Annotated in this window: 23 protein-coding genes and 1 riboswitch; of the genes, 16 read left to right on the top strand and 7 right to left on the bottom strand. The window is 64.8% G+C overall.

What is annotated here, in order from left to right:
* Positions 1-14: 14 nt before the first annotated feature.
* The gene (locus tag P9A16_RS21970; protein ID WP_023516828.1) at positions 15-1268 is read right to left on the bottom strand and encodes an NAD(P)/FAD-dependent oxidoreductase; all 1254 of its coding nucleotides are present in this window, start codon (positions 1266-1268) and stop codon (positions 15-17) included.
* A 76-nt stretch (positions 1269-1344) separates the two neighbouring features.
* Positions 1345-1998 (bottom strand): GntR family transcriptional regulator, encoded by a 654-nt coding sequence (locus tag P9A16_RS21965; RefSeq protein ID WP_050746122.1) that lies wholly within the window; start codon positions 1996-1998, stop codon positions 1345-1347.
* Positions 1999-2175: 177 nt separating this feature from the next.
* Here P9A16_RS21965 and P9A16_RS21960 point away from each other — a divergent pair, with 177 nt between their 5' ends.
* From P9A16_RS21960 to P9A16_RS21935, 6 genes are all read left to right on the top strand, one after another.
* A complete protein-coding gene (locus P9A16_RS21960) occupies positions 2176-3525 on the top strand; it encodes a glutamine synthetase family protein (protein WP_023516110.1) in 1350 nt (449 codons plus the stop codon).
* Positions 3525-4832 (top strand): NAD(P)/FAD-dependent oxidoreductase, encoded by a 1308-nt coding sequence (locus P9A16_RS21955; protein ID WP_023516111.1) that lies wholly within the window; start codon positions 3525-3527, stop codon positions 4830-4832. Before P9A16_RS21960 ends, P9A16_RS21955 begins: the two co-directional genes overlap by 1 nt.
* Positions 4833-4923: 91 nt before the next feature.
* Positions 4924-5039: riboswitch (TPP riboswitch) on the top strand.
* A 38-nt stretch (positions 5040-5077) separates the two neighbouring features.
* Positions 5078-6085 carry a thiamine ABC transporter substrate binding subunit gene (gene thiB / locus P9A16_RS21950; RefSeq protein ID WP_278025934.1) on the top strand — a complete coding sequence of 336 codons (1008 nt, stop codon included), beginning with the start codon at positions 5078-5080 and terminating at the stop codon, positions 6083-6085.
* Positions 6086-6089: 4 nt separating this feature from the next.
* Positions 6090-7712: a thiamine/thiamine pyrophosphate ABC transporter permease gene (gene thiP / locus P9A16_RS21945; RefSeq protein ID WP_081870720.1), complete on the top strand. Its 1623-nt coding sequence runs from the start codon at positions 6090-6092 to the stop codon at positions 7710-7712.
* Positions 7705-8424: a thiamine ABC transporter ATP-binding protein gene (gene thiQ / locus P9A16_RS21940; RefSeq protein WP_023516114.1), complete on the top strand. Its 720-nt coding sequence runs from the start codon at positions 7705-7707 to the stop codon at positions 8422-8424. Before thiP ends, thiQ begins: the two co-directional genes overlap by 8 nt.
* 232 nt (positions 8425-8656) lie before the next feature.
* Complete coding sequence (locus tag P9A16_RS21935) at positions 8657-10093, top strand: M48 family metalloprotease (protein ID WP_245290249.1); 1437 nt, start codon at positions 8657-8659, stop codon at positions 10091-10093.
* Between the two features lie 72 nt (positions 10094-10165).
* On the opposite strand, the gene P9A16_RS21930 is transcribed toward P9A16_RS21935, so the two are convergent.
* The 3 genes from P9A16_RS21930 to P9A16_RS21920 all read right to left on the bottom strand — a co-directional run bounded on the left by P9A16_RS21930 (position 10166) and on the right by P9A16_RS21920 (position 14356).
* The gene (locus tag P9A16_RS21930) at positions 10166-10909 is read right to left on the bottom strand and encodes a Bax inhibitor-1/YccA family protein (RefSeq protein ID WP_024271266.1); all 744 of its coding nucleotides are present in this window, start codon (positions 10907-10909) and stop codon (positions 10166-10168) included.
* A 181-nt stretch (positions 10910-11090) separates the two neighbouring features.
* Complete coding sequence (locus tag P9A16_RS21925) at positions 11091-13643, bottom strand: ABC transporter permease (RefSeq protein WP_278025933.1); 2553 nt, start codon at positions 13641-13643, stop codon at positions 11091-11093.
* Positions 13640-14356 (bottom strand): ABC transporter ATP-binding protein, encoded by a 717-nt coding sequence (locus P9A16_RS21920; RefSeq protein ID WP_050746099.1) that lies wholly within the window; start codon positions 14354-14356, stop codon positions 13640-13642. The genes P9A16_RS21925 and P9A16_RS21920 overlap by 4 nt, the downstream gene beginning before the upstream one ends.
* 59 nt (positions 14357-14415) lie before the next feature.
* Here P9A16_RS21920 and P9A16_RS21915 point away from each other — a divergent pair, with 59 nt between their 5' ends.
* Both P9A16_RS21915 and thpR read left to right on the top strand, forming a co-directional pair.
* Positions 14416-15060 (top strand): arylesterase, encoded by a 645-nt coding sequence (locus tag P9A16_RS21915; RefSeq protein ID WP_278025932.1) that lies wholly within the window; start codon positions 14416-14418, stop codon positions 15058-15060.
* Between the two features lie 82 nt (positions 15061-15142).
* Complete coding sequence (gene thpR, locus P9A16_RS21910) at positions 15143-15724, top strand: RNA 2',3'-cyclic phosphodiesterase (RefSeq protein WP_278025931.1); 582 nt, start codon at positions 15143-15145, stop codon at positions 15722-15724.
* A 96-nt stretch (positions 15725-15820) separates the two neighbouring features.
* On the opposite strand, the gene P9A16_RS21905 is transcribed toward thpR, so the two are convergent.
* On the bottom strand, positions 15821-16141 hold the full coding sequence (locus P9A16_RS21905) for a low molecular weight protein tyrosine phosphatase family protein (RefSeq protein ID WP_278025930.1): 321 nt from the start codon (positions 16139-16141) through the stop codon (positions 15821-15823).
* 377 nt (positions 16142-16518) lie between these two features.
* Between P9A16_RS21905 and P9A16_RS21900 the strand changes: the two genes are divergently transcribed.
* From P9A16_RS21900 to ispG, 8 genes are all read left to right on the top strand, one after another.
* The gene (locus tag P9A16_RS21900; RefSeq protein WP_037408741.1) at positions 16519-19569 is read left to right on the top strand and encodes a helicase-related protein; all 3051 of its coding nucleotides are present in this window, start codon (positions 16519-16521) and stop codon (positions 19567-19569) included.
* Between the two features lie 4 nt (positions 19570-19573).
* Positions 19574-19993 carry an RNA-binding S4 domain-containing protein gene (locus P9A16_RS21895; RefSeq protein WP_023516900.1) on the top strand — a complete coding sequence of 140 codons (420 nt, stop codon included), beginning with the start codon at positions 19574-19576 and terminating at the stop codon, positions 19991-19993.
* A 192-nt stretch (positions 19994-20185) separates the two neighbouring features.
* Positions 20186-20524, top strand: coding sequence for a ferredoxin FdxA (gene fdxA, locus P9A16_RS21890; protein WP_037408747.1), 339 nt, complete (start codon positions 20186-20188; stop codon positions 20522-20524).
* Between the two features lie 369 nt (positions 20525-20893).
* The gene (locus P9A16_RS21885; RefSeq protein WP_024271261.1) at positions 20894-21463 is read left to right on the top strand and encodes a CarD family transcriptional regulator; all 570 of its coding nucleotides are present in this window, start codon (positions 20894-20896) and stop codon (positions 21461-21463) included.
* Between the two features lie 262 nt (positions 21464-21725).
* The gene (locus P9A16_RS21880) at positions 21726-22586 is read left to right on the top strand and encodes an RNA polymerase factor sigma-32 (RefSeq protein ID WP_023514620.1); all 861 of its coding nucleotides are present in this window, start codon (positions 21726-21728) and stop codon (positions 22584-22586) included.
* 155 nt (positions 22587-22741) lie between these two features.
* The gene (locus tag P9A16_RS21875; RefSeq protein WP_023514621.1) at positions 22742-23515 is read left to right on the top strand and encodes a DeoR/GlpR family DNA-binding transcription regulator; all 774 of its coding nucleotides are present in this window, start codon (positions 22742-22744) and stop codon (positions 23513-23515) included.
* Between the two features lie 33 nt (positions 23516-23548).
* Complete coding sequence (locus P9A16_RS21870) at positions 23549-24742, top strand: MFS transporter (protein ID WP_023514622.1); 1194 nt, start codon at positions 23549-23551, stop codon at positions 24740-24742.
* Positions 24743-24879: 137 nt separating this feature from the next.
* The gene (gene ispG / locus P9A16_RS21865; RefSeq protein ID WP_023514623.1) at positions 24880-26133 is read left to right on the top strand and encodes a flavodoxin-dependent (E)-4-hydroxy-3-methylbut-2-enyl-diphosphate synthase; all 1254 of its coding nucleotides are present in this window, start codon (positions 24880-24882) and stop codon (positions 26131-26133) included.
* Positions 26134-26152: 19 nt separating this feature from the next.
* On the opposite strand, the gene P9A16_RS21860 is transcribed toward ispG, so the two are convergent.
* A complete protein-coding gene (locus tag P9A16_RS21860; RefSeq protein ID WP_023514624.1) occupies positions 26153-26797 on the bottom strand; it encodes a LysE family translocator in 645 nt (214 codons plus the stop codon).
* Between the last annotated feature and the right edge of the window lie 81 nt (positions 26798-26878).

The raw sequence follows: 26878 nt of genomic DNA, 5'->3' as shown, positions 1-26878 counted from the left end.
GTCGTGCAACCGCCTCAGGCGATGAACCGCTCCGGTCGGTAAGGCCCGATATTGATGACCGTGCGCTCGCCCAGCATCTTTTCCGCCAGCACACGGCCGGTGATCGGGCCCAGCGTCATGCCGTGATGGGCATGGCCGAAGGCGAACCAGAGGCCGGAATGGCGCGGCGCCTTGCCGATGATCGGCATCATGTCCGGCGTGCAAGGCCGGGCGCCCATCCAGGGCTCCTCGTCGCGCCGCTCGGCGAGCGGGAAGAATTCGCGCGCCACCTTTTCCGCCCTGCGAAGCTGTACCGGTGTCTTGCGCGTGTCGCGCTTGGCGAATTCGGCACCGGTCGTCAGGCGGATGCCACGTTGCATCGGCGCGAGGAAATAGCCGCGTTCAGCATCGAGCACCCAATTGTTGAGCTTCGCACCGTCTTCCGTGCCGTAGTGCATGTGATAGCCGCGTTTCATCGCCAGCGGGAAGCGATAGCCGAGCTTGCGCGTCACCGTATCGGCCCAGGGACCCAGCGCGACGACGACCTCTTTGCCTTCCAGCGGTCCCTCCGGCGTGGCGATGCGCCAGCCCTCGCCTTCAAGGACATGTTCGATGGTCGCCGCATCACCCGACTTCAGCGCGCCGCCGAGCGACTGGAAATAAGCAAGGTAGCGTTTCAGCAGGCTCTGCGGGTCGAGGATCGACCAGGGATCGGTCCAGCGCAGGCCGCCGGTGAGCTCCACGCGAATGGAGGGCTCGGCCTCGGCGACCTCCCGGGTCGTCAGCTTCTGGTGGTTGACACCGAAATTGGCGGAGAGTTTTTCCGCATCCACATAGGCCTTGTCACGTTCCTTCTCGGTGCGAAACACCTTCATCCAGCCGTCCTTGCGGATGAGGTCTTCAGCGCCCGAGGCCGCGATGAGGTCGGCATGCTCGGAAATCGAGTTCTCGATCAACGGTGCATAGAGATGGGCGATGCTCTGGTGCTGGCGAAAACCGGAATGCCACCAGTAGCGGGCAAGGAACGGGATGATGCCGGGGATTGCCGAGGGATGGTAGTGCGCGTCGATCGTGTTGTTCAACGCATAACGGAAGAGCGCACCGAAATCGTGCGGGAAACCGTAAGGGAAAACACCCTCGCGCTGGATGAGGCCGGCATTGCCGTAAGAGGTCTCTTCCGCAGCCCCGCGCCGGTCGACGAGCACCACCGACTTGCCGCGCCGTGCCAGATGAATCGCGGTCGAAATACCCACAACACCCGCGCCGAGAACGATGACATCCGTCTTCATATGCCTGCCCCAAGGATCTTTCGTTTGCACATCAATGCATGCGTGCCCCGGCAAGACAAGGCACCCGCAGCGCCGGCTACTGGCCTGCCAGCCGCAACAGGTTCTCGATCGCCGCCCGCTCGAAACCGCCGATGCCCTCGGAAATATCGGCCTTGATCGCCGCCGCCACTGCATCCTCATCGCGCTTGCGCAGCGCCTCGATGGCCTCCTGGTGGCGATCGACGAAGTAGAGCTGGGCGACATGTTCCATGGCGATACCGAGGAAGGGGCCGAGCTGGAGCCAGATGCTCTCCACCATCGGCATGATCACCTGCTCGGGATTGGCGGTGTAGAGCGTGCGATGGAATTCCTGGTTCAGGAGCAGGGCGTTCGCATTGTCTTTGCGCCCGATCGCCTCATCCTGCGCCTTGTCGATCTCTTCCAGCCGGTCGATCCGGCGCTCGGTGATATGCGGTACCGCCCTGCGCGCGGCGTGCTGCTCCAGCACGGAACGCAGCGAGACGAGCTCGCTGAACCGGTCCGCCGTCATGCGCGGCACCATGATGCGCCTGTTGTCGAGCACGCGCAGCGCCCCTTCGGACGAAAGGCGGCGCAGCGCCTCGCGCACCGGCGTCGGGCTACTCTCCATCGCTTCGGCAATGCCGCGGATCGTCAACGATTCCCCCGGCCGGATCGAGCCGACCATAATCGCCTGGCGCAGGCGCCGATGCGCATATTCATGCGTCGTCATCCCATCCGGCCGGTCCAGCGGCTCAAGCGCCAAATTGCCCAATCCATCCCTCCACGAAAGGCTGCAGATGCTACCCTATGCTTTGTGACAGGTTCTAGCAGCTTGACCCCCGACAAGAAAGTGTGCATATTTTGAAAATGTGATCACAAAAATAATTATGTGATACGGAAGGGAACCATGACTCCGAACGATGATGCCAATTGGCTGATCAATGCCGACGGCGTGGAGAGCATCCAGGCCGTGGTCTGCGACCTGAACGGCATCCTGCGCGGCAAGCGCGTGCCCGTCGGGCAGGCGGAAAAGGTGCTGAAGGGCGGCATTCGCATGCCGCTGTCCATCGTGGGCGTGGACGTGTGGGGTGAGGACATCGTCGGCTCAAGCCATGTCTTCGCCTCGGGCGACATGGACGGCATCTGCGCCGCAACCGGTCGTGGCGCGCTCCCCGTCAGCTGGACGTTGAAGCCGTCGGCCGTCGTGCCGCTCTGGCTGTTCAAGGAGGACGGCACACCGTTCCTTGCCGACCCGCGCCAGGCACTCGCCAATATCGTGCGCCAGTACCACGAACTCGGCCTGCGCCCCGTCGTCGCCTCGGAAATGGAATTCTACCTGATCGACGCCGAGCCTGACCATGCACAGCCGCCGATCTCGCCCTATACCGGCAAGCGGCTCGACTCCGACGCCATCCTCTCCATCGACGAGCTCGACGATTTCGGCCAGTTCTTTTCCGACGTCTATGCGGAATGCGAACGGCAGAATGTGCCGGCGGATTCGGCCGTCGCCGAAAACGGTATCGGCCAGTTCGAAATCAACCTGATGCATTCCGACGACCCGTTGAAGGCCGCCGACGACGCGCTGTTCTTCAAGCGCATCATCAAGGGCGTCGCGCGCAAGCATGGTTTTGCCGCCACCTTCATGGCAAAGCCCTACGGCATGCGCTCCGGCAGCGGCATGCACATGCATTTCAGCCTGATCGACGAGGACGGCAACAACGTCTTCGACAACGACACGCCCGAGGGCTCCGACATCATGAAACATGCCGTCGCGGGCCTGACGCGCGGCATGGCGGAATCGACGCTGCTCTTCGCGCCGCATTTCAACTCCTACCGCCGCCTGCGCCCGGATACGCATGCCCCCACCTCCGTTTCGTGGGGCTACGAGAACCGCACCGCCGCCATCCGCATTCCCGGCGGCAGCAACAAGGCGCGCCGCATCGAGCACCGCGTCGCCGGCGCCGATGCCAACCCCTATCTCGTCATGGCCGGCATTCTCGGCGCCGCCCTTGTCGGCATCCGCAACAAGTGGGAGCCGCCGGCACCGGTCTCGGGCCGGGCCTATCTCTCGCAGCTGCCGCGCATCCCCTCGGAATGGGGCTCTGCCGTCACCGCCTTCGAGAACGGCTCGATCGTCTCGGAGATCTTCGACACGGATCTCCGCTCCATGCTGATCGCCTGCAAGCGGCAGGAAATCGCCGGTTTTGCCGAACAGGTGACCGACTTCGAATTCAGCGCCTACCTGGAAATCGTCTGATGGCCAATACCCAGTCCTATGCCGGCAACGGCGCCTATCCCGACAGCTACTACGCCGCCTCCCGCAACATCATCCGCACGCCGAAGGTGCTGGAAGGCGCTGTCACCGCCGACGTCGCCGTGCTCGGCGCCGGCTATTCCGGCCTCTCCACCGCCATCCACCTTGCCGAAAAGGGCTACAAGGTCGTGATGGTCGAGGGCGCCGGCATCGGCTGGGGCGCCTCGGGCCGCAACGGCGGCCAGATCGTCAATGGCCTCAACGCCAGCCTCGACACGATCAAGCGCCGCTACGGCGACCAGGCCGGCGCCTTCGTCGGCGGCCTGGTGCAGGAAGGCGGCAAGATCATCCGCCGCATCGTCTCGCAATACGATATCGATTGCGACATGAAGACCGGCAATATCTATGCCGCCTATACACCCGCCCACATGAAGGACCTCGAGCACAAGAAGGCCCTTTGGAAGAGCTACGGCATGGACGACCACCAGATGCTCGACAAGGCGGCGATCAGCAAGCTGGTCAACACCGACGCCTATATCGGCGGCATGCTGGACACGACCGGCGGCCACATGCACCCGCTCAACCTCACCCTCGGCGAGGCCAAGGCGCTCGAATCGCTCGGCGGCGTGATCTACGAACAGTCGCCCGTCACCCACGTCGAACACGAGGCGGAAAAGCCGGTCATTCACACGGCGAAGGGCAGCGTCACCGCCAAGGTCGCCGTACTTTGCGGCAATGCCTATCTCGGCCATGTCGTGCCGAAGCTGGTTTCGCGCGTCATGCCCGTCTCCACCCAGATGGTCGCCACCGAGCCGCTCGGCGCCGAGCGCGCCGATGCGCTGATCCCGAGCGACATGTGCGTCGAGGACGTCCGCTACATCCTCGACTACTTCCGCCTCTCCGCCGACAAGCGCATGATTTTCGGCGGCGGCACCGTCTATGGCGGCACCGATCCGGCGGACGTGCGCGCAAAAATCCGCCCAAACCTCGAAAAGGTCTTCCCCTCGCTGAAGGGTGTAAAAATCGACTACGCCTGGAGCGGCAACTTCGCCCTCTCCTTCTCGCGCGTGCCGCAGATGGGCAAGATCGGCAAGAACACCTATTTTGCCCACGGCTACAGCGGCCACGGCGTCACCGGCTCGCACCTTTTCGGCCGCATCCTCTCGGAAGCGGTCGATGGCGATCTCTCGCGCTTCAGCCAGTTCGAAAAGCTGCCCTGGATTCCCTTCCCGGGTGGGCGCATGTTCCGTGCGCAATATTCCACCATCGGCTCCTGGTGGTATCAGTTCAAGGACGCCTTCGGCCTTTAAGGCCCGACACATTTCAGAACGGCAGGGCCGGCGCTTGCGCCGGCCTTTTGCTTGCCCCTTGCGTACTGTCACAAGCGGGATTATGCCTTGCCTTGCTCTAACGGGGTGCCAGCGGGTTTTTTTGATCCACTGGCTGAGAGGCGGTCTCGCCAACCCGAAGAACCTGATCCGGCTCGTACCGGCGGAGGGATTAGACGGCACATCCTGCGCCCTACTCCCGTTTTGTGAACAACAAGGAGGCGCGGATGCGCAAGACACTTTTCTCCACCATCGCGGCACTGGCCGTTTCCCTCGCCCTTCCCGCGCTCGCGCAGGAAAAGACGCTGACCGTCTACACCTATGAGAGCTTCGTCGCCGAATGGGGCCCCGGCCCCAAGGTCAAGGAAGCCTTCGAGAAGACCTGCGGCTGCACGGTCGAATGGGTCGGCGTCGCCGATGGCGTGGAACTTCTGACGCGCCTGAAGCTCGAAGGCGAAAGCACCAAGGCCGACCTCGTTCTCGGCCTCGACACCAACCTCATCACCGAGGCCAAGGCGACTGGCCTCTTCGAGGCGCATGGCCTTTCGCCGGCGGACCTCACCGTGCCGGGCGGCTTCTCCGACGACACATTCCTGCCCTACGACTACGGCCATTTCGCCGTCGTCTATGACAGCGAGACGCTGAAGACCCCGCCGACGAGCCTCAAGGACCTCGTCGAAGGCGACCCGTCGCAAAAAATCGTCATCGAGGACCCGCGCACGTCGACGCCCGGCCTCGGCCTGCTGCTCTGGGTGAAGTCGGTTTATGGCGACAAGGCGGGCGAGGCCTGGGGCAAACTCAAGGATCGCGTGCTGACCGTCACGCCCGGCTGGTCGGAAGCCTATGGCCTCTTCACCAAGAGCGAGGCGCCGATGGTGCTGTCCTACACGACCTCGCCGGCCTACCACGTCATCGCGGAGAAGACCGAGCGCTACAAGGCCGCCGCCTTCTCCGAAGGCCATTACGTGCAGATCGAAGTCGCCGGTCTGACGCACACCGCTGACGACAAGGATCTGGCCCGCCAGTTCCTGACCTTCATGACCGGCCCGGATTTCCAGTCGATCATTCCGGAAACCAACTGGATGATGCCGGCCGCCAAGACGAAGGACCCGCTGCCTGCCGCCTTCGACGCGCTGGTGAAGCCGGAAAAGACCTTCCTGATGTCGTCGGACGAGGTTGCAGCCAACCGCAAGGCCTGGATCGACGAATGGCTCGCGGCGATGAGCGCCAAGTAACGTGATCTTCGCCCGCACCGAGCGGCGGACATTGCGCGTCGCCGGGGGCCTCGCCCTCGGCACCGTGCTGGTCTTCGTCGGTGCGGCGACCGCCGTGCTTCTCGCCCATGCCGGCCCCGGCTCCGGCGCGCCGCTCCTCGATGCCTATATCGGGCGCGTCGCGCAGTTCACTCTGCTGCAGGCGACACTCTCCACACTCCTGTCCGTCCTGCTCGCCATTCCGGTCGCCCGGGCGCTCGCCCGACAGCGGGATTTTTCCGGCCGCGTCTGGATCATTCGGCTGTCCGTCGTGCCGCTCGGCCTGCCGGCGCTGGTCGCCGCACTCGGCGTCATCGAGGTCTGGGGCCGGCAGGGCGTCGTCAACGATCTGCTCGGGCTCGCCGGGCTGCAGAACCCGGTCAGCGTCTACGGGCTTGCCGGCATCCTGATCGCCCATGTCTTCTTCAACCTGCCGCTCGCCGCACGCTTCCTGCTGGCGGCCCTCGAGCGCATTCCGGCCGAATACTGGCTGACCTCCGCCAATCTCGGCATGGGCAGCGGCGCAGTGTTCCGGCTTATCGAATGGCCCGTCATCCGGCGGGTCCTGCCGGGTATCGCCGGACTCGTCTTCATGCTCTGCGCAACGAGCTTCACCATCGCGCTGACGCTCGGCGGCGGGCCGGCTGCAACGACGATCGAGGTGGCGATCTACCAGGCGCTGCGCTTCGATTTCGACCCCGAACGCGCCGTCCTGCTCGCCTTCCTGCAAATCCTCGTCACGGCAAGCCTGCTCTGGCTGATCTCGCTGTTCGGCAAGCCACCCGAAGAGGGCATGACGACAGGCCGCGCCATCCGCCGTTTCGACGGCCGCCGGCACCGCCTTCCCGATGGCCTGGTCATCCTCCTCTTCACCCTCTTCACCGCAGCGCCTCTCGTCGCCACCCTCGTCTCAGGCCTTTCCGCCGATCTCGGCCGGCTGGCGCTCGATCCGCTGCTGCACCGGGCGCTCGTCACCAGCCTTGCAGTTTCCTTCGCCTCGGCCTGCCTCAGCCTTTCGATCGCACTGCCCATCGTGCTCGTGCCACGGCTGGCTGAGACGGGCAAGGTCGACCTCGCCACACGGCTGATGGCTCGTGCCCTGCCTGCGGTCGGTTCGCTGATCCTGCTCGTGCCGCCGATCGTCGTCGCTACGGGCTGGTTCCTCGTGCTGAGAACCTTCGGCGAGACCGGGCGCTTCGCCCCTGCCGTCGTCACCGTGCTCAACGCGCTGATGGCGCTGCCCTTCGTCGTGCGCGTGCTGGAGCCGGCCTACCGCACCCATCTCATCCGCACCGCTCGCCTCGCCCTCAGCCTCGGCGTCACCGGAATGCATCGCCTGCGATGGATTGACCTGCCCGCCCTCAGGAAACCGCTGCTCACCGCCTTTGCCTTCGCCATGGCGCTGTCGCTCGGCGATCTCGGTGCCGTCGCCATCTTCGGTGCGGAAGGGTTCACCACTCTGCCGTGGCTGCTCTACTCCCGCATGGCGAGCTATCGCACCGCGGATGCCGCCGGCATCGCCCTGCTGCTCGGCGCAATATGCCTTCTCCTGACGCTGCCCTCGACCGCGGCGGAGCGCCCGACTGAAAGACCAAGCGCCGATGCCTGACCTTGCCATCCACCTCACAGATGTCGCCGTGCACTTCGAGGAAAAGCGGCTGTCCTTCGACTGCGCCATTCCAGCCGGTGCCGCGGTCGCAGTCGTCGGCCCCTCGGGCGCGGGAAAATCGACGCTGTTCAACGTTATCGCCGGCTTCCAGGCGCCGGCTTCAGGCGATGTCCGGCTGCTCGGCGAAACCATGGCAGAACGGGATCCCGCGGAACGGCCGGTCTCGATCATCTTCCAGGACAACAATCTTTTCGCGCACCTGACGGTTGCCGACAATGTCGGCCTCGGTATCGATCCAGCGCTGCGGCTGGATGCGGCGGCGCGAGAGAGCGTGTTCGCCGCGCTCGCGCGCGTCGGCCTCGACGGCTATGAGCGGCGCCTGCCGGGCTCGCTTTCGGGCGGCGAGCGGCAGCGCGTGGCGCTGGCCCGCGCCCTCGTACGGCGCCGGCCGATCCTGCTGCTCGACGAACCGTTCGCCGCGCTCGATCCGGCCATGCGGGCGGAGATGGCGAAACTTCTGACGGAGCTGCGCAACGAGACGAAGAGCACGATGCTCTTCATCACCCACCAGCCGGAAGACATCCGCCGGCTGGCGGACCGGGTCATGTTCCTGGAGGCAGGCACAATCCTTCTCCAGGAGCCGGTCGTCGATTTCCTTTCTCGACGGGAGCCACCAGCCGTTGCAAAATTCCTCGGCCATTCCGCGCTTTAGCGGAACACCCGGATTGGCGCCCCGGCGACACGCCACAATTTGGACGCCCCCCTGTGTCACCGGAGCCACAAGGGAAGCGTTTGTCGAATCGGGAGTTGCCGGCCGGGTATGGTGCGTCTATCTCATCCATTCGAGGACCCGGTTCGGGCTGTGGGCAAGAGATATGGCGAGAGCAACGCAGGAAGCTGCAACGGTACGCGGACGCGGGGTTTTGAGACCCCTTGCGGCGCTGATGCTCGCCGGCACGCTGCTTGCCGGCTGCCAGTCCATCATCGAACAGACCTATGAACCGACGATCTCGCCCTCGTCCAACCCGCAGATCGTCGACGAGGTGCAGAAGAACGACCCGCGCGCCCAGATGGGCGCCCGCGAGCACCCGCGCATCGTCGCCAGCTACGGCGGCGAATACAAGGACGCCAAGACCGAGCGGCTCGTCGCGCGCATTGCCGGCGCGCTGACGCTCGTTTCGGAAAACCCGAACCAGTCCTATCGTATCACCATCCTGAATTCGCCCGCGATCAACGCCTTCGCGCTGCCGGGCGGCTATCTCTACGTCACCCGCGGCCTGCTGGCGCTTGCCAACGACGCCTCGGAAGTCGCGGCCGTGCTCTCGCATGAAATGGCGCACGTCACCGCCAACCACGGCATCGAGCGGCAGAAGAAGGAAGAGGCCGAGGTCATCGCCAGCCGCGTCGTGGCCGAGGTGCTCTCCAGCAACATCGCCGGCAAGCAGGCCCTGGCGCGCGGAAAGATGCGCCTCGCCGCCTTCTCGCGCAACCAGGAACTCCAGGCCGACGTGATCGGCGTGCGCATGCTGGGCGAGGCGGGCTACGACCCCTATGCGGCGGCGCGCTTCCTCGATTCCATGGCGGCCTATGCCCGCTTCACCGCCGTCGACCCCGATTCCGACCAGAGCCTCGACTTCCTGTCGAGCCACCCGAATGCACCGCAGCGCGTGGAGCTGGCGCGCCTGCATGCCCGCGCCTTCGGCGCGGAAGGCGCGATCGGCGACCGCGGCCGGGACTACTACCTCGCCGGCATCGACGGCCTGCTCTACGGCGATGCGCCGGAAGAGGGCTATGTGCGCGGCCAGACCTTCCTGCATGGCAAGCTCGGCATCCGCTTCGACGTGCCGGCCGGCTTCCAGATCGACAACAAGGCCGACGCGGTGCTGGCGACAGGTCCCGGCGATGTCGCGATCCGCTTCGACGGTGTTGCCGACAGCCGCAAGCAGGACCTCGTGAACTACATTTCGAGCGGCTGGGTGACCGGCCTCAGACCGGAGACGATCCAGCCCGTCATGATCAACGGGCTGGAGGCGGCCACAGCCAAGGCCGCCGCCGACCGCTGGGAGTTCGACGTCACGGTCGTGCGCATCGACAACCAGATCTACCGCTTCCTGACCGCCGTGCCGATGGGCTCGAAGGCGCTGGAACCGACTGCGGCGATCCTCAAGGCCTCGTTCCGCAAGCTGACGCCGGCCGAAGTCACCTCGCTGAAGCCGTTGCGCATACGCGTCGTCACCGCGCGGGCGGGCGACACCGTCGCCTCGCTCGCCGGACGGATGATGGGCACGGATCGGAAACTCGACCTCTTCCGTCTGATCAACGCGATGACGGCGGCGAGCACCGTCCGCACCGGCGAAAAATTCAAGATCATCAGCGAGTGATCGCTTCTCCCAAACAAAAACCCCGCCGTCTCCGGCGGGGTTTCTTTTTTCAGCCACATCCGGCTGCCGTCGTTACTCGCGATTGCCGAGAAAGCGCAGCAGGAACAGGAAGAGGTTGATGAAGTCGAGGTAGAGCGTCAGTGCGCCCATGATGGCCTTGCGGCCGGCCACGGCGACGTCGTCGGCTTCAAAATACATTTCCTTGATCTTCTGCGTGTCCCAGGCCGTCAGGCCTGCAAAGACCAGCACGCCGATCGCGGAGATCGCGAAGTCGAGCGCCGATGACTGCAGGAACAGGTTAACGAGCGAGGCGATGATCAGGCCGAACAGGCCCATGATCAGGAACGAACCCATTGCGGACAGGTCCCGCTTCGTCGTGTAGCCGAACAGCGACAGGGCGCCGAAGGCGGCGGCAGAGACGAAGAAAGTCTGCGCGATGCTGGCGCCGGTATAGACCAGGAAGATCGACGACAGCGACAGGCCCATCAAGCCGGCATAGACCCAGAAGGTCGCCTGCGCGGCCGCAACGCTCATCGTGTGGATGCGGAAGCTCAGGAAGAAGACCAGCGCCAGCGGGGCGAGCATCACGACCCACTTCAGCGGGCTCACATAGATCGCCTGGCCGAAGGCGGTGAGCTGCCCGTCGGCGAAAGCGGCCTGCGAAGCAGCATAAGCCACCACGCCGGTGATCGCGAGACCAAGAGCCATCAGGTTGTAGACCCGGAGCATATAGGCGCGAAGGCCTTCGTCGACGACCGCGCCGGCCTGAGCGCCGGCATTGGCCGTTCGGGTCTGGTAGTTGCGGAGATCAGCCATGTTTTCCTCTCGTAAAGCCCCCCCTGTGATGACGGTGTCGGGTTCCCGTTTATTCGCCGAGGGTTCGGCGCGAGAGCCCGGGCAACCGCTGTGGGGCTCCAGCTTGCCTGTAAACAATATGCGCATGAATTGTGTCTCGTACAAGACCCGCACCCCTCGCAGACCGCGGATCCCGGCATCGTCAGAGTTCGCGCAGCACGGGCGCGGCCTTCTGCCCCAGAATGCGCCAGGTCCCGGCAAGGCCGATGCCGACGGTCATGACGAGGGCTGTAACGACCGTCATGACGGCGACGTCGGGCAGGAAGCTCGATGGCAGCGTCATGATGCGGCTCACCACGAACCAGGCCGCCACCCCGCCGGCAAAGAGCGCGAAGAGCGCCGTCGCCAGACCCAGCATCAGATATTCGTAACTGAAGGCACGGATCAGCGTAGCGCGTGTCGCGCCGAGCGTCTTGAGCACCACGGCATCGTGCACGCGCGCCCGGTTGCCGGCCGCAAGCGCCCCGGCGAGCACGAGGATCGAGGCGATGAGCGCGACGGCGGCCGCCGCCCGGATGGCAGTGGCGAGCTGGCCGACCAGCTCGTTGACCACATCGAGCGCATCCTTGACACGCACACTGGTGATCGTCGGGAAGGCATTGGTGACTGCCTTCAGGGTCGCCGCCTCCTGCTCGGCGGTTGCCTGCGGGTCAATCACCGTCGACAGCCACGCATGCGGCGCGCCGGCAAAGGTGTTCGGCGAGAAGACCATGACAAAATTGATCGACAGCGATTCCCATTCGACATTGCGGAAGTTCGCGATGCGCGCCGTGATGTTGCGGCCGAGCACATTGACCGTCACACTGTCGCCGATCTTGAGCCCGAGCTCGCGGCCCTCCTCGGCGGCGAAGGAAACAAGCGGCTCGCCGGAATAATCCTCCGGCCACCATTCACCCTCGGCAAGCGTCGAGTTTTCCGGCGTGCGCTTGGCATAGGTAATGCCGCGGTCGCCGCGCAGCACCCACTGCCCTTCGGGCGGCACCTTGACCTTCGAGACCTCGACGCCGTTCAGCTCCATGACACGGCCCCGCAGCATGGGCACCTCGATGATCTTGCCGTCGGGCATGTTGGACTGGAGCACGGTGCGGAACCCGTCCAGTTCGCTGCCCTGGATATCGACGAAGAAGAAGTTCGGCGCGCGCCCCGGCAGATTGCCGGTCAGTTCCCGGCGCAGGTTGCCGTCGATCAGCGTCAGCGTGACGAGGAGCGCAAGACCGAGGCCGAGCGACAGCACGACGGACGAGGTGAGCGCCCCGGGCCGATGGATATTGCCGATGGCAAGCCGCAGCGACGGCGAATTGACGCGCGGACTGCGCCGCGCGATCGCGGTGATCAGCATGGCAACGACACGCAGGACCACGAAGGCAAAGGCAATTGCCCCGAGGAAGACTATGGCGATGTAGCGGTCATAGGCCGTGACGATGGCGAGCCCGGCCAGCGCCGCAAGGAAGACCGCCGCACCCGCGACATAGGGCCAGCTCGGCAGGCGGCCGGTCTCGAATCCCTGCTCACGGAAGAGCGCCGTCGCCGGCACCTCGCGGGCATGCCCGAGTGGCATGATGGCGAAAGCGAGCGCCGTCAGCAAACCGAAGACGGCGGCAAGCAGCAGCGCCGAAGGATAGATCGTCGCCTCGGCCGGCACCGGCAGCACGCCGTCGAGGAAGCGCATCGCCACCATCGGCATCAGCGCACCCGCCACGAGGCCGATCAGGATGCCCACCGCGGCGATCAGGGCGATGTGCGCGAGATAGACCAGCGCGACCAGCGAGGCCGGCGCACCGAGGCACTTGAAGGTGGCGATGACGGAGCGCTTGGAATCGAGATAGGCGCGCACCGCATTGGCGACACCGAGACCGCCAACGATCAGCGCCGTCAGGCCGACCAGCGTCAGGAACTGCGAGAAACGCGTGATGTTGTTGGTCAGCGAAGGGGCCGCGCTGTTGGAGGTACGGATCGACCAGCCGGCCTTCGGGAAGGCTTTCGTGGCATCCGCCCGCACCTTCGCCAGCGAAACGTCGGTATCGGCAAGCCGGATACGATAGGCGTTCTCCACGAGACTGCCGGTCTGCACGAGACCGCTCGCCTGCAGAGCCTCTTCCGAGACCATCAGCCGCGGCGCGAAGCCGAAACCTTCCGAAACCGCGTCCGGCTCGCGCACCAGCGTCGCCGTCACCTTCAGACGGGCCGTGCCGAGCAGGATCTCGTCGCCGATGGCGATGCCGAGCCGGTCGAGCAGCAGCGGCGCGACGACCGCGCCATAGCGCTCGCCCTCTTTCGCGAAGAGCGTGGCGGACGGTTGCTGCGGGCTGGTTCCCAGCGTGCCGTAGAGCGGATAGGCGCCGTCGACACCCTTGGCCTCGACCAGCGTCTGGTCGGATCCATCGGGCAGGCGCGCCATGGAGCGCAGGCTGGAGGAGAGAGAAACATCGCCGAGCCCCCGGAAGTGCTTCAGCTCTTCCGGGGTTGCGAAACGATTGTTGAATTCGAAGCGCACGTCACCGGCAAGCAGGGTCTGCCCCTGCGAGGCGATCGCCTGGGTGATGGCGCTCGACACCGAATTGACGCCCGCGATCGCCGCCGTTCCGAGCGCGATGCAGGCGAGGAAGATGTAGAACCCCTTGAGGCCGCCACGCATTTCGCGCAGCGCCAGGCGAAGCGCCAGTGGAACCTGCCTGAGGACCGCGCCGACCCTCATGCGGGTACCGCCTCTGCCAGTGTCGCCTTGACGGGCGCCGCGCCGGAAACGATCTCGCCGGAGCGCATGGCGACCTGCCGGCTGCACCGGGCGGCAAGCGAGGGATCATGCGTCACCAGCACCAGCGTCATACCGCGCTCGGCCTGCTTGGCGAAAAGAAGGTCGGCGATCTGCCGGCCCGTCTCGGTATCGAGGTTGCCGGTCGGCTCGTCGGCGATCAAGAGCTTCGGCGAGGGTGCGAGCGCCCGGGCGATCGCCACGCGCTGCTGCTCGCCGCCCGAAAGCTGGCCGGGATAGTGCGACAGGCGCTCACCGAGGCCGACCGCCGTCAGCTCCCGCCGGGCGATCTCGAAGGCGTCCCGCACATTGGCGAGTTCCAGCGGCACCGCGACGTTTTCCAGCGCGGTCATGTTGGGAATGAGATGGAAGGACTGGAAGACGATACCGACATTGCGGCCACGGAAATCGGCCACCTGGTCCTCGTTCATGCCGTGCAGGCCCGCGCCGTCGATATGGATCTCGCCGCTGTCGAGCCGTTCAAGCCCGGCCAGCACCATCAGGAGCGTCGACTTGCCCGAACCGGACGGGCCGACGATACCGACCGATTCGCCGCCATCGATGACAAGGTCGATCCCCTTCAGCACATGCACGGAGGCGGCCGCCCGGCCGAGGGTGAGATCGGCTTTTTTGAGATCGATGATGGTTTTGGCCAAGGAATTCTGCCCTATATGTCTTCAAACAACCGGAATGCCAGCAATCTAGGATCAGCGACATGTCGTTTAAAGCGGCGCTTTCATTTTTCGCCTCACTTGCAATCACAGCTTTGTTATCCGCGGGCGACGTACGGGCGGAGCCGGTGAAGCTCGTCGGCTTCGGCGACAGCCTGATGGCCGGCTATCAACTGCCCGCGGCGGATGCCTTTCCGGTGAAGCTGGAAAAGGCGCTGCGCGAAAATGGCTACGAGATCGAGATCGCCAATGCCGGCGTTTCCGGCGACACCAGCTCCGGCGGCCTTGCCCGGCTCGACTGGTCGATCCCCGAAGGCACGCAGGGTGTGATTCTGGAGCTCGGCGCCAACGACGCGCTGCGCGGCATTCCACCGGAAGAGACGGAAAAGAACCTCGACGCCATGCTGACGCGCCTCAAGGAGCGCGGCATCGCAGTGCTGCTTGCCGGCATGCTGGCACCACCGAACATGGGCCCCGAATACGGCGAGCGCTTCAACGGCATCTACCAGCGCATGGCGGAAAAACACGGCGTCGCGCTCTATCCTTTTTTCCTGGACGGGGTCGTCACCAAGGCGAACCTGCAGCTCGAGGACGGCATGCATCCGAATTCCGAAGGGGTGGACGTGATGGTTGCGACGATTCTTCCCGCCGCCGAAGCGTTCATCAAATCGATACCGGCGAAGGAGTAGTTTTCGCGGGTGCGAAATAAGGGTTGCGCAAAAATCCATTGCGTGATTCGCTGACAGTACATTCCAGCAGGGAGAAGTCGCTATGCCGAGACTTTTCGTCGCCCTCGAAGTGCCGCGCAATGCTGCCATGAGCCTCTCCTTGCTGAGAGGCGGACTTCCCGGGGCCCGCTGGATCGATGTCGAGAACTTCCACATTACCTTGCGTTTCATCGGCGACATCGACGGCCGCACCGCCGACGAGGTGGTCGACAAGCTCGACCGCATAGAGCGCCCGGAATTCCAGCTGGCCCTGTCGGGCATGGGCTCCTTCGGCTCGAAGAAACCGCATTCCGTCTTCGCCGGGGTGACGCAGGCGCCGGAAATGTACGCCCTCCAGGGCGAGATCGAGCGCATCTGCCAGCGCCTCGGCCTTCTCGCCGATCCGCGCAAATTCACACCCCACGTCACGCTCGCGCGCCTGCGCAACGCCCGCACCGAGGACGTCGCCCACTATCTTTCCGGTCGTGGCAATTTCTACACCGCCCCCTTCACCGTGAACCGCTTCGTGCTGATGTCCTCGAAAGAATCCGTCGGTGGCGGGCCATACCTCACGGAAGAGGTTTTCCCACTCTACGAGGCCGGCGGCGGCTGGGATAGCGCGGACCTGCGCGATCACCTGATTTGATCGGCAAGCTATCATAGGGCAATCGGCCCGGGCCTGAGACGACCTTTGCCGCAGCCGAGCCCGGCAAACCGGCCTCTAATGCTCCCACCGCAACACCTACAGATGCTGAGGGACTTTTGTCTTCAGCAACTGGACCAGCGCGGGGTCCATGAACGCGTAGTCATCCGGAATATCCAGGCAGATGAGCCGTTTACCCTTGAGAGCGGACCGGAACTTTGCCTGGACCTTGCTCCGATGGGCTTTCTCCATCACGAAAATGATGTCCACCCAGCCGATCTCTTCTGCCGAGAGCGGATTTTCCGCGTCGTTGTTCGTGCCGGCGGAGGAAACCTCGATGTCCGGCCAGCTTGCGAACACCTGTTCGGCCGTCGGGCTTCGCAGCTTGTTCTGGCTGCACACAAAGAGAACATTGCGCATGGTTTTTCTTTCTTCTGCCTTTCGTGCAGCGATGGTACCTGGGAAATGCGGGTGTCCACGCAAGAACACGGAATGAACACGGCCGGAATGGGCCTCCGCTGGACCGCCTTCGTCACCCCTTGTTCCGATTCAGCATTTCGCGGCACCTACCCGAATCACGTCAATCCCTTGTGGTGAACAAACCCTGAATCATCCGGAGTCAGCGATTCGTCTCCGATTCGTTCGCAGACTGTTCCGCAAAGGCCGCAGAAGCGCGAGAAAAGCGGCGCTTTTCGCCTTGCCCCTTGCCATCGGGCGCCTCGATGGGCATCTGTTGCCTGCCGGATGCGTCCGGCGGAGATGGAAACCTGCCGGGGCGTGACTTGTCGCAAGCACCCATGATCTTGAGCGGCCGCGGGGTCACCGCGGTGCTCGGCCCGACCAATACGGGCAAGACCCACTACGCAATCGAACGCATGGTGGCACATGAGACGGGCATTATCGGCCTGCCTCTGCGCCTTCTCGCGCGCGAGGTCTACACGCGCCTCGTCGACAAGGTCGGCCAGCACAATGTGGCGCTGGTCACCGGCGAGGAGAAGATCACGCCGCATATGGCGCGCTATTCGGTCTGCACGGTGGAGGCGATGCCACGCGAGACGCGCGCCTCCTTCGTGGCGATCGACGAGGTGCAGCTTGCCGGCGATCTCGAACGCGGCCACATCTTCACCGACCGGGTCCTGCATCTGAGAGGGCGCGACGAGACGCTGCTGCTCGGTGCGGCCACCATGAAGCCCATTCTGGAGCAGCTCCTGCCGGGCATCCATGTGGTGGAGCGCCCGCGGCTGTCGCAGCTCTTCTACGCCGGCTCCAAGAAGATCACCCGCCTGCCGCAGCGTACGGCCATCGTCGCCTTCTCGGCCGACGAGGTCTATGCGATCGCCGAGCTGATCCGCCGCCAGCGTGGCGGAGCAGCCGTCGTGCTCGGCGCGCTCTCGCCCCGCACCCGCAATGCGCAGGTCGCGCTCTACCAGGAAGGCGACGTCGAATATCTCGTCGCCACCGATGCGATCGGCATGGGTCTGAACCTCGACGTCGACCATGTCGCCTTCGCGCAGGACCGCAAGTTCGACGGCTACCAGTTCCGCAACCTCAATCCCGCGGAACTCGCACAGATCGCCGGCCGCGCCGGGCGGCACCTGCGCGACGGCACCTTTGGCGTGACGGGCCGTGTCGATCCCTTCGACGACGAGCTGATCAAGCGCATCGAGACACATCAGTTCGACCCTGTGCGCGTGCTGCAATGGCGCACGCCCCGCTTCGACTATTCTTCCCTCGTGAACCTGCGCAAGTCGCTCGATGCCCCGCCGCCGATCGCCGGGCTGACGCGGGCGTTGCCGGCCGTCGACCAGCAGGCACTGGAGCACCTGTCGCGTTACCCCGACGTCCGCGACCTTGCGACGACACCCGAGCGCGTCGAAAAGCTCTGGGAGGCTTGCGCACTTCCCGACTACCGCCGCATCACCCCCGCCCAGCACGCCGACCTCATCTCGACGCTCTACGCGGATCTGGTAAAACGCGGCACGGTTAACGAAGATTTCATGGCCGATCAGGTGCGCCGCGCCGATCGAACCGATGGCGAGATTGACACGCTTTCGGCGCGAATCGCACAGATAAGGACGTGGACCTATGTGTCGAATCGGCCCGGATGGCTTGCCGATCCGACACACTGGCAGGAAAAGACGCGGGAAATCGAAGACCGATTGTCCGATGCGCTACATGAACGGTTGACGAAACGCTTTGTTGATCGCAGGACATCTGTGCTCATGAAGCGCCTGAGAGAGAATGCGATGCTGGAAGCTGAAATCAGTGTGAATGGCGATGTCTTCGTAGAGGGACATCATGTCGGGCAGTTGGCCGGTTTCCGGTTTACGCTGGCCTCCGGAACAGAAGGCCCCGATGCGAAGGCCGTGCAGACGGCTGCACAGAAGGCGCTCGCGCTGGAGTTCGAAGCCCGGGCCGCACGCCTGCATGCTGCCGGCAACGGCGACCTCGCGCTCGGCTCCGACGGCACCGTGCGCTGGCTCGGCGATCCCGTCGCACGCCTGACGGCGAGCGACCATGTCATGCGTCCGCGCGTCATCCTGCTCTCCGACGAGCAGCTGACCGGCAATGCGCGCGACCACGTCGCCGCCCGCATCGAGCGCTTCGTGAACCACCACATCGCGACCGTGCTGAAGCCGCTCGACGACCTTTCGCGCGCGGAAGACCTGCAGGGCCTCGCCAAGGGCCTCGCTTTCCAGCTCGTCGAAAATCTCGGCGTGCTCTTCCGCCGCGACGTGGCGGAAGACGTGAAGTCGCTCGACCAGGAAGCCCGCGCATCGATCCGCAAGCACGGCATCCGCTTCGGCGCCTACCATATCTTCATGCCGGCGCTTCTGAAGCCCGCCCCGGCCGAACTCATCACCTTGCTCTGGGCGCTGAAGAACGACGGCCTCGACAAGCCGGGATACGGCGACCTCATCCCGGTGCTCGCCGCCGGCCGCACCTCGGTCGTCACCGATCCGAGCTTCGAGCGCGCCTTCTACAAGCTTGCCGGCTTCCGCTTCCTCGGCAAGCGGGCCGTGCGCATCGACATTCTCGAGCGCCTTGCCGACCTCATCCGCCCGCTGCTGCAATGGAAATCGGGCACGCCGCGCCCCGAGGGCGCCTATGACGGCCGCCGCTTCATGGCGACGACCGCCATGCTCTCCATTCTCGGTGCGACGCCGGACGACATGGAAGAAATCCTGAAGGGCCTCGGCTACCGTGCTGATAGCGTAAAGGCAGAAGAGGTCGCCGCCCATCTCGCCGCGCAGGCACCGGCCGATGCCGCCGCTGCAGCCCCGGCCGAGGCAAGCGCGGAAATCTCCGACGAACACGATGCCGACGCAGCGGAGAGCGACAACGACGCACCTGTCGCTGCCGCAGACGCTTCGGCTGCACCGACGGAGGCTCCGGCCACCGAGAGCGCGGAAGCACCGACAGAAGGTATCGTCGAAGGCGAACCGGTCGAAGTGAAGCCGGTGCTGCTCTGGCGCCCGGGCTCTCGCCACGACAACCAGCGCCAGGGTCATCGCCAGGGCGGCGAGCGCCATGGGGATCGCCAGGGCGAGCGTCAGGGTCAGGGCGAGCGGCGCGGCGGTGATCGCCATCGCGGCCAGCCGGCCGGCGAACGCGGCGAGCGGCGTGACGGCGGCCGCGGTCGCCCCGATCAGGCCAAGGGCCGCGACGGAAAGCCGCAGGGCGGAAACCGCCCCGATCGAAACGAGCACCGCCCCGATCGCAACGATCGCGGCGGCAAGCCGCAGCAGGCGAAATTCGAGGCCCGGCCGCCCCGCAAGGAAAAGCCGATCGACCCGGATTCTCCCTTCGCCAAGCTCGCAGCGCTCAAGGAGCAGCTGAAGAAGTAAGCCGATGGCACGCAACGAGGAACAGCCGGCGGGTCAGGCGCGACAGCGCATCGACAAGTGGCTGTTCTTCGCGCGGCTGCGCAAATCCCGCTCGCTGGCGGCGAAATCCGTGGAAGCGGGCGATGTCAGCATCAACGGCCAGAAAATCCGCCAGCCCTCGCATATAGTGCACCCCGGCGATGTCGTGCTGATCTCGCTCGACCGACACGACATGGTCGTGAAGGTGCTGCATTCGGGCGAACGCCGCGGACCCTACGAGGAGGCCCGCCTTCTCTACAGCGACATGACGCCGCCCCCGCCGCCGCGCGAGGAACGCTCACTTTTCGAGCAGGCGACACGCGAGCGCGGCGCAGGCCGGCCCACCAAGCGGGAACGCCGCGAAACAGACCGCCTGCACGGTTTTCCCGGCGACGACGAGGATTAGAATTCTATACCTCGCAAGCGCCCGGCGGCGCATGTATTACGCTTGCAAACCGCCCGCAAAGCCTTTACCTCAGCCTCCGGACGGCCCTCGATACGCGCGGTCTCCCTTGTCCGGCAAGCCGATCGCGTGACGGATCCTGCGGTGACGGATGGTCTCGTCCGCGCCCGCCTTATGACGATTCTGGAGTTCCTCATGACGTATGTCGTGACCGACAACTGCATTCGCTGCAAGTACACGGACTGTGTGGAAGTGTGCCCGGTCGACTGTTTTTACGAGGGTGAGAATTTCCTCGTCATCCACCCCGACGAATGCATCGACTGCGGTGTCTGCGAACCGGAATGTCCCGCCGAGGCGATCAAGCCGGATACCGAACCGGGCCTCGACAAATGGCTGAAGATCAACACGGAATTCGCCGCCGTCTGGCCCAACATCACGGTCAAGCGCGATGCGATGCCGGAAGCGAAGGAAATGGACGGAGAGGAAGGCAAGTACGAGAAATACTTCTCTCCCAATCCGGGCCAGGGCGATTGATCGCCGCGTAGGGCGGCAACCGAAGCTGGGGAAAAAAGCGTGCTCCCGTCAAAAGGCGATGGGACAGGCTTGATGACCCATGCGAAGCAAATTATTGATTTCGGCACTTTTTTGTGGTAGGGTCCGGATACTGATCCACATCGCGGCATTTTGCGTGCCCGAACACCACCACGAAAGCAAACGATCCCTCAACGCCGCTCACCTCCCATAGGCAGCTCCGGTTGCTCAAATGTGAACGCGTCGCCAGGGACCTTTTTTGCGCATGGCGGACGGACCAGAGTGGTGACACCGCAACGGTGCCCCCGTCTTTCCCGGGTCCCCGGACCCACCCGGCCATGCCGGGAGCGTAACAGGGAGTATTTGAACAGAATGACGACCCAGCAGAAGAAATCTTCCACGCGCCAGGGTTTCAAGACCGGTGAATCGATCGTCTATCCCGCTCACGGCGTTGGCCAGATTGTGGCCATCGAGGAGCAGGAAGTCGCCGGCATGAAGCTTGAGCTCTTTGTCATCGATTTCGAAAAGGACAAGATGCGTCTCAAGGTGCCGGTTGCCAAGGCCGTTTCGATCGGCATGCGCAAACTGTCGGAGACCGATTTCGTCGAACGCGCGCTGAAGGTTGTCCAGGGCAAGGCCCGCGTGAAGCGCACCATGTGGTCGCGCCGCGCGCAGGAATATGATGCCAAGATCAATTCGGGCGACCTGATCTCGATCGCCGAAGTGGTCCGTGACCTCTACCGCGCGGAAAATCAGCCGGAACAGTCCTATTCCGAGCGTCAGCTCTATGAAGCCGCGCTCGACCGCATGGCCCGTGAAATCGCCGCCGTCAACAAGATGTCGGAAACCGAAGCCGTTCGCCTCGTTGAAACGAACCTCGCCAAGGGTCCGAAGCGCGGCAAGACCATCGACGAGGACGACTCGCAGGACGAGGCGGCCTGATCTAGGGCAGTACGTTCGATTTTAAAGCCCGGCTGGCAACAGCCGGGTTTTTTTATGGGAACTTTTCCGGCCCTGGGTCGTTTTCCACCCCGAGGACGACCGGCTTCGGGCGGCCGCGGAGGTGGCTTGCCACTTTATTTTCTTGAAAGCCGATTTCGAGCGATCCGCCGGCCTTTCCGAAACGTCATCATCAAGCAGGGCGCAAGACCAGAGGCAGAAACAGGCCTCCTTGCGCCGGTTCGGTTAACGTGGAGAGACCCCCATGGCTACGACGACCGCAGACCGCCGCATGATCAAGCTCGCAATGTCCGCGCCCTATCTCGAACGGGACGAAGAGCAGGCACTCGCCCAGGCCTGGAAGAACAACAAGGATCAGGAAGCGCGCAACCGCATCGCCATGGCCCATATGCGGCTGGTGGTTTCCATGGCCGGAAAGTTCCGGAACTTCGGCCTTCCGTTGGGCGACCTCGTGCAGGAAGGCTACATCGGCCTTCTGGAGGCGGCCGCCCGTTTCGAACCGGAACGGCAGGTCCGCTTTTCCACCTATGCCAGCTGGTGGATCCGCGCCTCCATCCAGGACTATGTGTTGCGCAACTGGTCGATCGTACGCGGCGGCACCAGTTCGGCGCAGAAGGCGCTCTTCTTCAACCTGCGACGCCTGCGCGCGCGCCTTGCGCGCGGCGACACCCACCTCACCGCCGAGGCGATGCATCAGGAGATCGCCGCCGCGCTCGGGGTCAGCACCGCCGACGTGCGCACCATGGATGCCCGCCTTTCCTCCTCCGATGTTTCGCTCCAGGCGCCAATCTCCTCCGCCGAAGGCGAAGGCTCGAACCGGCTCGATTTTCTCACCAGTGACGCACCGCTTCCCGACGAGCAGGCGGAAGGCAGCATCGACGGCGAACGCCGCCATCACTGGCTACACGCTGCCCTCGGCCAGCTTAACGAGCGTGAAATGAAGATCATTCGTGCCCGGCGACTGGCGGAAAACGGAGCAACGCTCGAGGAACTCGGCGCCGTGCTCGGCATTTCCAAGGAACGCGTGCGCCAGATCGAAAACCGCGCGCTGGAGAAGCTACGCTCCGTTCTGGTCGGCAAGACCACGGACTTCGCCTACGCCTGACGGCGGGCTTCCCCAAGGGGGCCTCCGCTCGTTTCCGGCCCCCTCTGTAAAACCGCCCCGTTTCGGACAGCAATCAAATGTGATTGTCCCGGTTCATTGACGTTTCTGCCGACTTGTGCGCATTGCTACGCAATCATGCACGATTGGATTCGGTAATGTCTGGACAGGACCTTCTTCTGCTCGGGGAACGACAAGACCTGATCCGCGCGCGGCTCGACCTTTCGGGGCGGGTCATCGCGGCGGAACTGGCGCAGGAGCTGGGCGTGTCGGAAGACACGATCCGGCGAGATCTGCGTGAAATGGCCGCCTCCGGCCTCTGCCGCCGGGTCTATGGCGGCGCACTGCGCATGACGCACGCCTCCACCACGATGAACGAGCGCATGGCGATCGCCGGTGAGCGCAAGGCAGCGCTCGCCCGCACCGCCGCCGGCCTCATCCCCGCCGGCGCCACCGTCTTTCTCGATGCCGGCAGCACCAATGTCGCGCTCGCCCGCGCCCTACCACAGGCCGCAGGCCTCACCGTCGCGACCAACGGGCCAGCCATTGCGGCGGCGCTGCTCGAGCACGACATCACGACGATCCAGCTTGGTGGACTGATCGATGCCCGCTCGGGCGCGGCAATCGGCGCCAAGGCGATGCGGGACGCCGAGGCCCTTCGGCCGGATGTGCTGGTGCTCGGCGTCTGCGGCATCGATCCCGAGGCCGGCGTCACAGCCGACAGCTTCGAGGAGGCGGAATTCAAGCGCTTCGTCGCCTCCCGCAGCCGGACGGTGATCGTCATCGTCACCAATGACAAGCTTTTCACCGCAGCTCCATATTCGGTCGCCCCCCTGTCCCGCGTGGCAAGCGCCGTGATCGAGGCGGATGCGGGTGAAACGGAGGCGGCGGTGCTCGCCGCCGCCGGCATCGACACCCTGCGGGCCGGATAGGCGCCTCTCCCAGCATCCTGAAACGGACCTCCCATGACGACGCCCGAAAATGCCATCAAAGGCAGCAGCTTCGCGAAAACCGCCTTCCCGCCGACACGGCTGGCCGTCTCCAGCCTTTTCCTGCTGAACGGCACCTTCGCCGGCGCCTGGGCACCCAAGATCCCGGAATTCGCCAGCCGCCTGTCGCTCTCCGAATCCGGCCTCGGTCTGATGATCATGTGCTTCGGCATCGGCTCGCTCGTGCTGATGCCGATCGCCGGTTTCCTGATCGCACATTACGGCACCACCCGCACGGTGAAGGCAGCATCCGTCCTCTTCCTGTTGCCCCTCATTCTGCTGTCCCTTGCCCCGACCGTTCCGCTCGGCGCGCTCGCCATCTTCCTCTTCGGTGGCCTGATGGGCGCGATGGACGTGGCGATGAACGGCAATGCGGTCGAGGTCGAAAAATCCATGCGGCGCGCGATCATGTCGTCCTGCCACGCCTTCTGGAGCCTCGGCGCCTTCATCGGCGCCACAACCGGCGGCTTTCTCATCGAGACGCTCGGCGTGTTGGGCCATGCGGTCCTGCTGACCGTGCTGGGCGCCGCCACGCTCGCCGTTACCTGGCCCTTCGTGCTGCACGATGCGCCGCATCCGAACGAGGAGCGCCAGAAGGTGCGCCTGCCGATGACGCTGCTGCCCTGGATGATCGGCCTCATGGCGCTGTTCTCCATGGTGCCGGAAGGCGCGATCCTTGATTGGGGCGCGCTCTACATGCGCGACGAACTCGGCGCTTCGCTGGCGCTCTCGGGCTTCGCCTTCGGCGCCTTCTCGCTCACCATGGCCGCCATGCGCTTTGCCGGCGACCATGTGCGCGACCGTTTCGGCGCAGTGAAGACGCTGCGTTTCTGCACCGTCATGGCGATGATCGGCATGGTGGTCGCGGGGCTGGCGCCGAATGCCTATATGGCCATGCTCGGCTTCGCCATCTGCGGCATCGGCATCTCCAACATGGTGCCGATCGCCTTTTCCGCCGCCGGCAACCTGCCGGGCTTTGCCCAGGGTGTGGCACTCTCCGTCGCGACGGTGATGGGCTATTCCGGCTCGCTCTTCGCCCCCTCCGTCATCGGTTTCATCGCCGAACATACGGGCTTTTCCATCATCTTCGCCCTTTTGCCGGTGCTCTTCGTCGTTGTGCTGCTGCTCTCGCACCACGCCGTGCATGCCGACGTGCGCGAACGCCCCTGAACGCAGGACGCGCGGCGATCAAATCGTCGCGCGTTCCAGCCCCGACGGTTGACAAGCCCGGTTTCCTGATCCACCTGAGGGCAAAGGCCGCGCGAGCGATGCCCCATGCGGCCGGTTTTCGAGCAAGAGGCTCCCGAATGTCCTTCTCCTTCGACTTTGAACCGAAGCCGCGGCGCCAGTCCGTCGGCGTCGATGTCGGCGGCGTGCTCGTCGGCGGTGGCGCACCTGTCGTCGTGCAGTCGATGACCAATACGGATACGGCCGATATCGACGGGACGGTGGCGCAAGTCGCGGCCCTTCACCGCGCCGGCTCGGAGATCGTGCGCATCACGGTCGACCGCGACGAGAGCGCGGCGGCGGTGCCGAAGATCCGCGAGCGCCTGCTCAGGCTCGGCATGGACGTGCCACTCGTCGGCGACTTCCACTATATCGGTCACAAGCTGCTCGCCGATCATCCGGCCTGCGCCGAGGCGCTGGCGAAATACCGCATCAATCCCGGCAATGTCGGCTTCAAGGACAAGAAGGACAAGCAGTTCGCCGCGATCGTCGAGACGGCAATCCGCCACGACAAGCCGGTCCGCATCGGCGTCAACTGGGGCTCCCTCGACCAGGAACTCCTGACCCGGCTGATGGACGAGAACCAGGACAAGGGCTTTCCCCTGACCGCCCAGCAGGTGATGCGCGAGGCGATCTGCCAGTCCGCGCTGCTGTCCGCCGAGCTTGCCGAAGAGATCGGCCTTGCCCGCGACCATATCATCCTCTCGGCGAAGGTCTCCAACGTGCAGGACCTCATCGCCGTCTATGCGATGCTGTCGGCGCGCTCCGACCATGCGCTGCATCTCGGCCTGACGGAGGCCGGCATGGGCACGAAGGGTGTCGTCGCCTCCTCCGCCTCGCTGGGCATCCTCATGCAGCAGGGCATCGGCGACACGATCCGCATCTCGCTGACGCCCGAGCCCGGCGGCGACCGCACCCGCGAGGTGCAGGTGGCGCAGGAACTGCTGCAGGTCATGGGCTTTCGCCAGTTCATTCCCGTCGTCGCCGCCTGTCCGGGCTGCGGGCGCACCACCTCCACGGTCTTCCAGGAGCTCGCCCAGAAGATCCAGGACGATATCCGCAAGAACATGCCGGTCTGGCGGGAGAAATATCCGGGCGTCGAGGGGCTGAAGGTCGCGGTCATGGGCTGCATCGTCAACGGGCCCGGCGAAAGCAAACATGCCGATATCGGCATCTCGCTGCCCGGCACCGGCGAACTGCCGATCGCCCCCGTCTATGTCGACGGCAAGAAGGCGATGACGCTGCGCGGCACCAATATCGCCGGCGAATTCGAGACGCTGGTCAACGACTATATCGAAAAGCGCTACGGCCAGGGCCAGGCAGCCGCCGAGTAGGCGGGCTGCCCTTGCGCGATCACAGCCGTGCCGTCAGCAGCTTGAAGCCGGCAAAGGCGAAGAAGGCGGCCATGACGCCCTCTATGGCGCGGCGCGCCCTGAGATAGGCCCGGTGCACCGGGCCGAGCGAAAAGACCAGCGCGAAGCCGAGGAAGACGCAGACCCCGATTGCCATGCAGCCGGCAATGAACGTCGCCATGACCTCGCCCGGCGCGCCCGGCGGCATGCCGAGCGACGTCAGCATGATCCAGTTGAAGATCGCCTTTGGATTGGTGATGTGGATGCCGAGGCCCTTGAGATACTGCCGGCGCGGCGACAGCGCGGGCATTGCGGCCATCTGCATGCGATAGACCTCCTCGCTCCGGCGCGCCGCACGCCAGGCATTCCACGCCAGCCAGAGCAGATAGCAGCCGCCGACGATCTTCAGGACGACGATCGCCTCGCCATAGGTACGAATGAGGGCGGAAAGGCCGGAAGCCGTGAGGATGGCCCAGATATAGGATCCCGTCAGCACCCCGCAGGCCAGTGCCAGTCCGGCCCGTCGGCCCCGGCTGATCGAGGTCGCGATGATGGCGATGATCGCCGGCCCCGGCGATGCCGTGGCGATGAAATAGGCCGTCCAGGCGACGGCGAGCTGCGGCAGGTAGGGTGTGAGATCGGTCATGAGGCACCGGTGGCTATCGGCAGACGATAGCCGATCGCCTTTTCACCGCCTAGCGGGAGAATTGCACCACATGTCCCCGTG

The organism is Shinella sp. 838 (assembly GCF_029623935.1).
Classification (GTDB): Bacteria; Pseudomonadota; Alphaproteobacteria; order Rhizobiales; family Rhizobiaceae; genus Shinella.
Note: the sequence above shows the minus strand (reverse complement) of the source record. Positions and strands in the feature narration are given on the sequence as shown.